Origin of the sequence: Asticcacaulis sp. (assembly GCF_020217185.1) — a bacterium.
GTDB lineage: Bacteria > Pseudomonadota > Alphaproteobacteria > Caulobacterales > Caulobacteraceae > Asticcacaulis.
The window spans coordinates 1-10,000 of the sequence record NZ_JAIWNX010000026.1; the positions used below are offsets into that span (position 1 = coordinate 1).

11 protein-coding genes are annotated in these 10,000 nt (G+C 62.6%); 4 read left to right on the forward strand and 7 right to left on the reverse strand.

The window, feature by feature from the left end; all coding sequences use genetic code 11:
• The 3 genes from fghA to LDL37_RS01245 form a co-directional block, all read right to left on the reverse strand.
• Positions 1-658: S-formylglutathione hydrolase (fghA, locus tag LDL37_RS01235; RefSeq protein WP_290793176.1), on the reverse strand; the 658-nt coding region annotated here is incomplete at its 3' end.
• A 10-nt stretch (positions 659-668) separates the two neighbouring features.
• Positions 669-1,430 carry a GNAT family N-acetyltransferase gene (locus tag LDL37_RS01240; protein WP_013480538.1) on the reverse strand — a complete coding sequence of 254 codons (762 nt, stop codon included), beginning with the start codon at positions 1,428-1,430 and terminating at the stop codon, positions 669-671.
• A complete protein-coding gene (locus tag LDL37_RS01245) occupies positions 1,430-2,539 on the reverse strand; it encodes an S-(hydroxymethyl)glutathione dehydrogenase/class III alcohol dehydrogenase (RefSeq protein ID WP_126423998.1) in 1,110 nt (369 codons plus the stop codon). The genes LDL37_RS01240 and LDL37_RS01245 overlap by 1 nt, the downstream gene beginning before the upstream one ends.
• Positions 2,540-2,843: 304 nt before the next feature.
• Here LDL37_RS01245 and LDL37_RS01250 point away from each other — a divergent pair, with 304 nt between their 5' ends.
• Positions 2,844-4,517 (forward strand): methyl-accepting chemotaxis protein, encoded by a 1,674-nt coding sequence (locus LDL37_RS01250; RefSeq protein ID WP_290793183.1) that lies wholly within the window; start codon positions 2,844-2,846, stop codon positions 4,515-4,517.
• A 65-nt stretch (positions 4,518-4,582) separates the two neighbouring features.
• Here the strand turns inward: LDL37_RS01250 and ung are convergent, their stop codons facing one another.
• Positions 4,583-5,296: a uracil-DNA glycosylase gene (gene ung / locus LDL37_RS01255; RefSeq protein WP_290793186.1), complete on the reverse strand. Its 714-nt coding sequence runs from the start codon at positions 5,294-5,296 to the stop codon at positions 4,583-4,585.
• 170 nt (positions 5,297-5,466) lie between these two features.
• On the opposite strand from ung, the gene LDL37_RS01260 reads away from it, so the two are divergent.
• The gene (locus LDL37_RS01260; protein ID WP_290793189.1) at positions 5,467-5,985 is read left to right on the forward strand and encodes a superoxide dismutase family protein; all 519 of its coding nucleotides are present in this window, start codon (positions 5,467-5,469) and stop codon (positions 5,983-5,985) included.
• A gap of 158 nt (positions 5,986-6,143) precedes the next feature.
• Here the strand turns inward: LDL37_RS01260 and LDL37_RS01265 are convergent, their stop codons facing one another.
• Complete coding sequence (locus LDL37_RS01265; protein ID WP_366509202.1) at positions 6,144-6,764, reverse strand: pseudouridine synthase; 621 nt, start codon at positions 6,762-6,764, stop codon at positions 6,144-6,146.
• Positions 6,761-7,447 (reverse strand): peptidoglycan DD-metalloendopeptidase family protein, encoded by a 687-nt coding sequence (locus LDL37_RS01270; protein ID WP_290793191.1) that lies wholly within the window; start codon positions 7,445-7,447, stop codon positions 6,761-6,763. The genes LDL37_RS01265 and LDL37_RS01270 overlap by 4 nt, the downstream gene beginning before the upstream one ends.
• A gap of 105 nt (positions 7,448-7,552) precedes the next feature.
• Between LDL37_RS01270 and LDL37_RS01275 the strand changes: the two genes are divergently transcribed.
• A complete protein-coding gene (locus LDL37_RS01275; protein ID WP_290793194.1) occupies positions 7,553-8,350 on the forward strand; it encodes a DUF72 domain-containing protein in 798 nt (265 codons plus the stop codon).
• Positions 8,347-9,441, forward strand: coding sequence for a hypothetical protein (locus LDL37_RS01280; protein ID WP_290793197.1), 1,095 nt, complete (start codon positions 8,347-8,349; stop codon positions 9,439-9,441). Before LDL37_RS01275 ends, LDL37_RS01280 begins: the two co-directional genes overlap by 4 nt.
• 31 nt (positions 9,442-9,472) lie before the next feature.
• On the opposite strand, the gene LDL37_RS01285 is transcribed toward LDL37_RS01280, so the two are convergent.
• The coding region (locus LDL37_RS01285; RefSeq protein ID WP_290793199.1) for a prolyl oligopeptidase family serine peptidase at positions 9,473-10,000 on the reverse strand (528 nt) is incomplete at its 5' end.

Sequence of the window (10,000 nt, forward strand, 5' to 3'; positions counted from 1 at the left end):
GCCCCTGATCGACTAGAATTTCATCAAACGGCAGGGCCTTGCCCCTGGCCAGACGTAAGGCCGCGTCGTATGTTTCCCACGCCTCATGCGACGGGCCAAGATAGGCCTCCATCGCCTTTTGCCCCCACGGACAGTGGACGGGCGAGGCGATGGGCGCGAAGGCCGAAACCGATCTGAACAGGTGCGAATAGTTCATGGCCAGAGTCAGCGCGCCGTGCCCGCCCATCGAATGGCCGAACAGACCAACGCGGCTCATATCCGCCGGAAATTCCGCCGCGATCAGCTGAAGCAGATCGTGCGTGACGTAGGTTTCCATCTGGAAATGCGCCGCCCACGGGCCTTGCGTGGCATTGACGTAGAAGCCCGCCCCCTGCCCCAGATCATAGGCCTCATCATTGGCGACCCCCTCACCGCGCGGTGAGGTATCCGGTGCCACGATCATCAGGCCCAGTTCGGCCGCACGCTTATAGGCCCCGGCCTTTTCCGTGAAATTGTTGGCCGTGCAGGTCAGGCCCGACAGCCAGATCAGCACCGGGAAGGGCCCCGTGCCTTCGGGTACGAAGACGCTGAGCGCCATCGGCGTCTGGGTCGCCGCCGAGTCGTGCTTCACAAAGCTCAGCGTGCCTCCGAACAGGCGGTGTTGCGCGGTAATGTCCATGATTAAACCCTCAGATCAGTCGGCGCAGCAGGATACCGGGCAGGATGACGCCCTCGGCCATGTGAATTTCAATCAGATTTTCGCGCTTGAAGCCCAGCGTCCGGTAAAAACCTTCGGCATTGAGCCCCGAATAGCAGACAAACTCACGCAGGCCCGCCGCCTTGGCCTCTTTGAGGCAGTGCTGGAACAGGCGGCTGCCCACACCGAATCCGGCAAAGTCCGGATGGGTGGCAAAGTGGCGGATATGGGCGACGCCTTCGATAACTTCGCCCGAGCCGGGGGCTTCGCGGGTGAAGCCACCGCACGCCGCGATTTGCCCGTCCATATCGGCCATGACGTAGAAAGTACCACAGGTCAGCAGCGCCGGATCCAGCACGGTCAGGAACGGCAGCACCTCCTCGACCAGATCAGAGCCGTAGGACCGGTGCAGGCCTTCTTCATAGGCCAGACCCAGCATGTCCTCGATATCGGCGCGGTCTTCGGGGCGCGCCACCGTCAGCGCCAGCGATTCGGCGTAGTCGCGGTCATCGCCCGTATCGACACCGAACAGGACGTGTGGCTCCCACGGCCACGACCCGTGCCAGTTCTTTTGCAGGCACGCGGAATGGCACCAGAAGTCCTGCGCCAAGGGCGAAAACTTGGCGGCGCGCCAGTGCGGCATCCACGTCGCGGTCAGGGTCACGGCGGCGTTTTCGTCCTCGATCGGCTCGGAACAGAAGACGCAGCTATAGGGTTCGACGTGCTCGATTTCGAAATCGTCGTCCTCTTCCATCAGAATACGATCACACTCCGGATGCTTTCGCCGGCGTGCATCAGGTCGAAGGCCTCATTGATGCGCTCCAGCGGCAGGGTGTGGGTGATCATCGGGTCGATCTCGATCTTGCCGTCCATGTACCAATCGACGATCTTCGGCACGTCGGTGCGACCGCGCGCGCCACCAAAGGCCGAGCCCTTCCACACGCGCCCGGTGACGAGCTGGAACGGGCGGGTTTTGATCTCCGCCCCGGCAGGTGCCACGCCGATAATGATGCTTTCGCCCCAGCCGCGGTGGCAGGCCTCCAGCGCCTGACGCATGACCTCGACATTGCCGGTACAGTCAAACGTATAGTCCGCCCCGCCGCCGGTCAGCTCGACCAGATGCGCGACGATGTCGCCCGACACCTTTTTCGGATTGACGAAGTGGGTCATGCCGAAGCGTCGGCCCCACTCTTCCTTGGAGTCGTTGATATCGACGCCAACGATCTTGTCCGCCCCGACCAGCTTCAGCCCCTGAATGACGTTCAGGCCGATACCGCCCAGCCCAAAGACCACAGCATTGGCCCCCGGCTCGACCTGCGCCGTGTGGATCACCGCGCCGACGCCGGTCGTCACGCCGCAGCCAATATAGCAGGCCTTGTCGAACGGCGCGTCCGGGCGAATCTTGGCCAGCGCGATCTCCGGCAGGACCGTGTGATTGGCAAAGGTCGAACAGCCCATATAGTGATGGATGGCCTGACCCTTATACGAAAAGCGCGACGTACCGTCCGGCATCAGCCCCTTGCCCTGCGTGCCACGAATGGCGGTACACAGGTTGGTCTTGCGGCTGAGGCAGGATTTACACTGACGGCATTCCGGCGTGTAGAGCGGGATAACGTGGTCGCCGGGTTTCAGCGAGGTGACACCGGGGCCGACCTCCAGCACGACGCCCGCCCCTTCGTGGCCGAGGATGGAGGGAAACAGCCCCTCGGAATCGAGCCCATCCAGCGTATAGGCGTCGGTATGGCACACACCCGTCGCCTTGATCTCAACCAGCACTTCGCCGTGACGCGGCCCCTCCAGATCAACCTCGACAATTTCGAGGGGCTTTTTGGCTTCAAACGCGACGGCGGCACGGGTCTTCATGGCAGTCTCCCTAAATCTGCTGCCAAACCTAAGACCCTGCTGGATGCGGGGCAAGCCCTAACCGGCGTTTACCCCCTATAAAAGCCGCCCGGCGCTCAGGTTCGGCTTCACCCGCTTAAGGTAAACAGCAACCATATGTATCATGTTGTATTACAAAACAAAATTTTGTGATCTCAATTGGTCGGTCAGAAAGCCTTAAGACTCTGAGCCTAGATTGTAACCCTGTTATTGAACGGGGACGTGCGCCGTCCCGCTTTACACGCGGGCGGCCACATCTTCGGATCAAAGTTCGGGGTAAGAAAAGATGAGTATCAAGTTCAAGATTCTGGCGCTGGTCGCCGCCTTCGCCATCATCGCTTCGGCCATTACCGGTCTGGGGCTGGCCACCATCGGCGACTACAACAAAATCCTGGCCAGCTACGGCAATGCCAACCAGAACGCCTATAACGGCGAAAAGCTCAACCGCCTCGTGACGCTTGTGGTGATGGAATCGCGCGGCGTCTACATGGCCGAAAGCACCGAAAAGGCCAAGAAGTTCGCCGATGGCGTCGATAAGGGCCTCGACGATATGCAGGCGCTCTTGACCTCGTGGAAGGCTACGCTTGAACCCAATGAACTGCCAGCCTTTGCCGCCGTCGAAGCCAAGGCGCAGCAATTCATCACCTTCCGCCGCGAAATCGCCCGCGTCGGCCGTGATGTCTCTCCGGAAGAAGCCAATACGCTGGGCAATAACGAGGCCAACCGCGCCAACCGCTCGGGCTTCCAGAAAGACATCGACGCGATGGTCACCACCATCCGCGCCGATCTGGAAAAATCGCAGGCCGAGGTGGCTAGCTATAGTCAGACCCGCTCCAACCTGTTCCTGCTGATGGCCGTCACCGGCATTCTGGCCCTTCTGGCCGTCTCCCTCTGGGTCGCCATCAAGGTCATTTCGCGCCCGATCCAGAATATCGACCGCAGCGTGACGCGTATCTCCGAAGGCGCCTATGACACGCCGATCCCGGAGCATACGGCTAAGGACGAGATCGGCAGCCTGTGGCGTTCGATCCGCGTCCTGCGCGACCGCGCCGCCGAAGCCGAGCAGCTCAAGGTCGAGCAGCAGATGGCCGAAAAGCGCGCCTATCAGGAGCTGATGGCCGAACGTAACCGCATCGCGGCCGAGTTTGAAAAGCACATGGGCGAACTGGCCACGCGCTTTATCTCCTCGTCGCGCACGGTTGCCGAAGCCGCCCGCGGCCTTAACGAAACGGCAGAAGACACGTCGCACCGTGCCGCCTCGGTGTCGCAGGCCGCTATCGACGCCGCCAACAATGTGCAAAACGTCGCCGCCGCTACCGAGGAATTGTCGGCCAGCGTCGGGGAAATCAACCATCAGGTCGTGCGCACCGCCGAGGTGACGCAAAGCGCCGTCGAAGAAGCCAAGAAGACCGAAGAGGCCATTCAGACGCTCTCGACCGCCGCTCAGCAGATCGGCGAGGTCATCAACCTCATTCAGGCCATCGCCGCCCAGACCAACCTGCTGGCGCTCAATGCCACCATCGAATCGGCGCGCGCCGGGGAAGCCGGTAAGGGCTTTGCCGTCGTCGCCTCCGAAGTGAAGCAACTGGCGCAGCAAACCGCCAAGGCCACCGACGACATCCGTGCCAAGATTTCGGAAATCCAGTCGGCGACGGCGGTCACGGTGGGCTCGATCGACGCCATCGTCCGCACGATCGAAACCATTGGCGGCCTGACCGGCTCAATTGCGGCCTCGGTCGAACAACAGGGTGCGGCGACGAATGAAATCGCCGCCAATACCAACCGCGCCGCCACCGGTACGCGCGATGTGACCGGCCACATTACGGGCGTCGATCAGGCGGCCCAGATGACCGGCCACGCCGCGCAGCAACTGCTGGGTCTGTCGTCGGAACTGGAAGAACGCTCCGCCGACCTGCAAGGCGAGGTCGTGGCCTTCGTGCAGCGCCTGCGCGCCGCGTAACACGCTTAAAACAAAGCGTTTTCGATAAAATCTCCCCGCCGGTGCGTGTCTCCGGCGGGGGTTTTTTATGCGTCCAGAGGATTGTCCGGCAGCTTCCAGTCGATAGGCGTCACGCCCTGCGCCTTTAGCCAGTCATTGGTTTTGGAAAAGGGCCGGCTGCCCAGAAAGCCGTTGTGCGCCGACAGCGGCGACGGGTGCGCCGATTTCAGCACCAGATGGCGCGACGCATCGACAAAGGCGGCTTTTTTCTGCGCATAGGCCCCCCACAGGATGAAGACGACGGGTTGCGGTAAATCATTGACGCGGGCGATAACGGCGTCGGTGAACTTTTCCCAGCCGCGCCCCTGATGCGCCGCCGCCTTGCCCTCCTCAACCGTCAGCACGCTGTTGAGCAGCAGCACACCCTGCTTCGCCCAGTGTTCCAGAAAGCCATGCCGTGCGGGCGGGATGCCAAGATCGCTCTGCATCTCCTTGTAGATATTGACCAGAGACGGCGGGATACGCACGCCCGGCCGCACGCTGAAACACAGGCCGTGCGCCTGACCTTCGCCATGATAGGGGTCCTGCCCCAGAATGACGACCTTGACCTGATCCAGCGGCGTCAGGTCCAGCGCCCGGAAATACTCGCTGCCCCTGGGGAAGATGCGCTTGCCGTGGGCCTTCTCGTCTTTCAGAAAGGCCTTGAGCGATTGCATATACGGGCTGTGGAATTCCGGCGTCAGCGCCGCCTTCCAGCCGGGTTCGAGGCTGATGCCCTCCGTGTTGGGGGTGGCTGTCATAAGATATATCCTCTTGCACGGTAGAATGGCCCGAACGGACACCGACTCTGTGAAGGCGTCAAGCCGACGGATCATCTTCCTCTCCGCGTAAAACCGCACAGACCAATTGATAACCGTTCGCAAGCATGAGAGACTACGGGCGGGCGGGACTGATGAGAGAAGGAATTCCCATGCGCACATTCGCATTCGCCGCGGCCCTGATCGCCGCTGCCACACCGGTCTTTGCCGCCCCGGCGACGTCAGACCTGATCGGCAATGATGGCAAGACCATCGGCACGGTCACCGTCACCCCGGCCCCCAAGGGCGTCATCCTGCGTATTGAAGCGACGGGCCTCAGCGAAGGCTGGCACGGCGTACACTTCCACGCCAAGGGCGACTGCGGCGACACGGCCAAGTTCCAGAATTCCGGCGGCCACGTCCATGACGCCAGCCACGGCGCACTGGTGCACGGCCTGCTGAACCCCGCCGCCAATGACGATGGCGACCTGACCAATATCTATGCCGGTAAGGACGGCGTGGCCAAGGCGGAAATCTTCTCGTCGCTGGTCAGCTATGCGCCCACCGCCGGTAAGTCGGCCCTGAAAGACGCTGACGGCGCGGCGGTCGTCGTTCACGCTTCGCCCGACGACTATTCGAGCCAGCCCATCGGGGGCGCCGGGGCGCGTGTCGCCTGTGCGGTGGTGAAATAGCCCATAAAAAAGCCCCTTCCGGGAGGCCGGAAGGGGCAGTGGCTCAGGGAAGTCACCCAGAAAAGACTTCAATGAGAACTCTCACCCCGTCACTATGACGCGACACGCATAGCGATCCCATCGGGGAAGCCCGCCCGCCCATAAGAAACCGGTAAGTTTCAAAACGCGGGCGCGGCGGCGACCTCGATCCTGCGCCCGTCGGCCGGATGCGGAAATGCCAGATATTCGGCATGGAGTTGCAGACGCGGGCTGAGCGCGCGCACCTCATCCGGCGCATAAAACTCATCGCCCAGTATCGGATGGCCCAGCGCCATCATATGCACCCGGAGCTGATGCGAGCGCCCGGTAACGGGTTCCAGCGCCACGCGGGTGCGCCCCGCCTCGCGCGCCAAAACCGTGTAGCGGGTCAGGGAGGGTTTACCGACCTCATGATCGACCTTCTGGCGCGGGCGATTGGGCCAGTCGCAGATCAGCGGCAGATCAACCTCCCCCTGCTCGGCGGCCACTTCCCCGGCGACCACCGCCACATAGCGCTTGGTGACCTGTCGTTCCGCAAAGGCGATGGACAGGGCGCGATGCGGCTCAGCCCCCCGCGCCATCAGGATCAGGCCAGAGGTGGCCATATCCAGCCGATGCACGATCAGGGCGTCCGGCCACAGGGCCTGCACGCGCAGGGCCAGCGAATCCTTGTTCTCCGGCAAACGTCCCGGCACAGACAGCAGGCCCGCCGGTTTATCGAAGACCAGCACGCTGTCGTCGGCATACAGCGGCGTTATCACAGGTGCGTCAGCCCCAAAAGCGGTCTGGGGTCGGGACAGACCTGTGTCCACGGGTCGCGCTCGGAGCGTTTAAAGACGCCGGGAAAGTCGCCCGACCGGCCGCCCAGGTCGAGAATGACCTGAAAATGCAGGTGCGGCGACCAGCCGCCATTAACGCTGTCATCGCCCAGACGCGCCAGCCTGTCGCCCGCGTTGAACACCTTGCCCGCAAACAGACCGTCGAGACTGTCGCGGCTGAGATGCCCGTACAGCGTCCAGAAGGTCAGGCCGGGCCTTGGTTCATGTTGTACAATAACCGTCGGGCCGTAGTCCTTGATATTATTGTTATCCTGAAACGAATGCACAGACCCGGACAAAGGCGCAAACACCTCTGAACCCGCCGCAGCGAACAGGTCGATCCCCAGATGCAGGGTGCGCCGTTCGCCGCCGTCTCCGGCAAAGACGTCGCTGTCGTAAATACCGCGATCCTCGTCATAGCCCCCGATACGCAGCGGTTCACCGGCCTGCACGGCCCAGCCGCGCGGCATATCGCCCTCCCAGCCTTCGGCCCTCAGCCCCTCGGCATCGAGGCGGATGGGACGGGCGGTTTGAAGCCCCGCCATAATCCCGGCACTGGGTTCGGGGCGCTCAGCCAGCCACAGATGATAGGCGGCCAGCCGTTTGGAAGCAGTCACAGACATCATGGCGGCACTTTAGCGACAATGTCGGCGCAACCCTACCGCTTTTTCATACTGACAGCGCCTGTCCATTCGCCGTAGATAGTGGCCCGACCCTAAACGGAGGCAGGCATGAGCATCTATATCGGTATCGGCGGCTGGAACTTCGAGCCGTGGCGCGGCACCTTCTATCCCGACGGCCTGTCGCAAAAGAAAGAGTTGGACTATGCCAGCCGCAAGCTGACCTCCATCGAGATCAATTCGACCTATTACGGCGCGCAAAAGCCGGAAACCTTCGCCAAATGGCGCGACGAGACGCCGGAAGGGTTCATCTTTTGCGTCAAGGGTTCGCGTTACACCACCAATCGCCGCGTGCTGGCCGAAGCCGGCGAGTCGATTGAGAAATTCATCACCTCCGGCGTCACCGAACTGAAGGACAAGCTGGGGCCGATCAACTGGCAGTTCATGGCCACCAAAAAGTTCGATGCCGAAGATTTCGAGGCTTTTCTGAAACTTCTGCCCGCTTCCTACGACGGGGTGCGCCTGCGCCACGCGGTCGAAGTGCGCAGCCCGACCTTTCAGACGCCGGAGTTTATCGACATGGCGCGCCACTATCAGGTCGCCGTGGTCAATGCCTTTGACGAAGACTTCCCGCAGATTGGCGATCAGACGGCGGACTTCGCCTATCTGCGCCTGCTGGGCACCGAGGAAAACGAGCCGATCGGCTACGCGCAATCAGCACTCGATGAGTGGTCCGGGCGGCTGAAGGCCATCGAAAACGGCACGGTGCCGGAGGATATTGCCTGCGTCGGCGAAAGAAACCGTCACGAAAACGGCGCTAAAAGGCGCGACGTCTTCGCCTATGTCATCAGCGGGGACAAGGTGAAGAACCCGCACGCCGCCATGGCCCTGATCGAGAGAGTGAAATGAAGCGTATCGCCCTGAGCCTCGTCCTTTTGAGCACGACACCGGTCCTGGCCGCCGAACCCCACGTGGCCGAGCGGGCGCGTAAGGATTACAAGAGCTTGCAGCAAACCGCTCAGGGGCTGACGGACCCGCAGATTCGCGCGGCAACGGTTGACGCCCTGTCGCCAAACACCTGCCTGCGCCATCGCGCCGGACTGACCGCCGAAGGCAAGTCGGTCCTCGTCACGCGGTTGGCGGCGCGCGGCTTCGTCGCCGATACCGGCCCGCAAACCACCGCCGGGGTCTTCCCGCCGGTGACCGCCGACGGCAGTGCCTGCCCCACCCTCGCTCAGCCCTTTGTGGCGGCCCCCGGCGGGCCCGTCCATTCGCACCACGGCTGGCCCGGCGGGTTGCCGGAGCACGAACGCTTCAATCAGCGCTCCGGCGCGGCCCTGTCGGCGCTCTACAGCGAAAGCGCGGGCCTGCCGGTGGACGCCAGCCTCGTCTCGGCCGCCGCCCTGTGGCACGACTGGGCCAAGGCGCTGGTTTTTCAATGGCAGACCGACGGCACCACCCTGCCCGAACTGCGCATCGGCGGGGCCAATGGCACGGGCGCGCACCATGTGCTCGGCCTGTCTGAGAGCATGGCGCGTAAGCTGTCGCCGCGTCTGGTGATCACGCAGGCCTGCGCCCACACGGCCCCGGTCGGTGACGGCGCCGCAAAGGTCGCCACCTGGCTGGAGGCTGCCGCCATCATCGCCCGCGTTGATCCGGTCAAGGCCGGGTATCTGCGCGAAGGCCCGAACGGTCTGGAGATCAACTGGGGCAACGGAGCGAGCGGCGAAACCGGCGTCTGGCGCGAATGCTTCATCCATAACGAATCCGACGCCGGCTATATCCATTCCGGTGCCGCCGAAAAAGCCGCCGACACCGTGCTGGAAAGGCTGGCCCCGCGCTTTGGCTATGACCCCAAGGTCAGCGGCTATCTGATGAAGTTCCGCCACATCGTGCTGGCTGAACTGGGGGCCGATCGCATTCAGGCCCTTGTCAGCGCGGGCGACGAGGCCCGGCTGATCAAAGAGATCGACGCCCTGAAAGCGAAGGGGATGCTGTAACTACCCCTCTCGCGTGGGAGAGGGGGTAGTGTTACTGCCCCAAAAGCGTCTTCTGCCAGAACATCAGACTGGTCCAGAACTGATAGTCCTGATTGGCTTTTTTGGCGAAGCCATGCCCTTCATCCATACCGACCAGATGCCAGGCCAGACCGCCGCGGGCGCGCACGGCCTCGACGATCTGATCGGCTTCCGACTTGGGCACGCGCGGGTCGTTGGCCCCGGTGACCACCATCAGCGGCACCCGCAACTCGCTGACCCGCGTCATCGGCGAAATCTCCAGCAGCTTGGCCTTTTGTTTCGGGTCACGCTCGTCGCCATATTCGACGCGGCGCAGGTCACGCCGATAGCTTTGGGTGTTTTCGAGGAAGGTGACGAAGTTGGAAATGGCCACCACACAATTGGCGCCTTTCAGCCGTGCGCCATAGCGGATGCCCACGGCGTAACACATATAGCCGCCATAGGAGCCGCCGGTGACCGCAAACTTCGCGGCATCAAGGCCTGCATCCGTCTCAAGAACGTCGAGGAAGGCCCCGATATCCTTCACAGAATCTTCGCGCTT

Coding starts and splice junctions, on each gene's coding strand:
- ung (WP_290793186.1), bottom strand. CDS start 5,296: ATGACAGCCACCCCCAACACGGAGGGCATCAGCCTCGAACCCGGCTGG.
- LDL37_RS01275 (WP_290793194.1), top strand. CDS start 7,553: ATGAGCATCTATATCGGTATCGGCGGCTGGAACTTCGAGCCGTGGCGC.
- LDL37_RS01260 (WP_290793189.1), top strand. CDS start 5,467: ATGCGCACATTCGCATTCGCCGCGGCCCTGATCGCCGCTGCCACACCG.
- LDL37_RS01245 (WP_126423998.1), bottom strand. CDS start 2,539: ATGAAGACCCGTGCCGCCGTCGCGTTTGAAGCCAAAAAGCCCCTCGAA.
- LDL37_RS01280 (WP_290793197.1), top strand. CDS start 8,347: ATGAAGCGTATCGCCCTGAGCCTCGTCCTTTTGAGCACGACACCGGTC.
- LDL37_RS01240 (WP_013480538.1), bottom strand. CDS start 1,430: ATGGAAGAGGACGACGATTTCGAAATCGAGCACGTCGAACCCTATAGC.
- LDL37_RS01270 (WP_290793191.1), bottom strand. CDS start 7,447: ATGATGTCTGTGACTGCTTCCAAACGGCTGGCCGCCTATCATCTGTGG.
- LDL37_RS01250 (WP_290793183.1), top strand. CDS start 2,844: ATGAGTATCAAGTTCAAGATTCTGGCGCTGGTCGCCGCCTTCGCCATC.